This window comes from Leifsonia sp. HAY1-4F (assembly GCF_056755275.1).
Genome location: NZ_JBNDHX010000641.1, coordinates 1 through 236, shown reverse-complemented (window position 1 = coordinate 236; position 236 = coordinate 1). Strand labels below are relative to the sequence as shown.

General features: G+C 64.0%; 1 protein-coding gene. It reads left to right on the top strand.

What is annotated here, in order from left to right:
• Positions 1-236 (top strand): 3'-5' exonuclease (locus tag ACPYOG_RS20810; protein WP_481295953.1); only part of this gene is annotated, 236 nt, incomplete at both ends.

The window sequence follows — 236 nt, the reverse complement described above, 5'->3', positions numbered from 1 at the left end:
GCTTCGAATCCATGCGCGGCTTCCTCGAACACGTCGCCCTCGTCATGGACGTCGAGCAGAACGAAAACCTCGATGCCGTCTCGATCATGACGCTGCACTCCGCCAAGGGCCTGGAATTCGACACCGTCTTCCTGCCCGGCTGGGAGGAAGGCCTTTTCCCTCATCAGCGCTCGCTCGACGAGAGCGGCCGCGCCGGCCTCGAGGAAGAACGCCGCCTCGCTTATGTCGGCCTCACC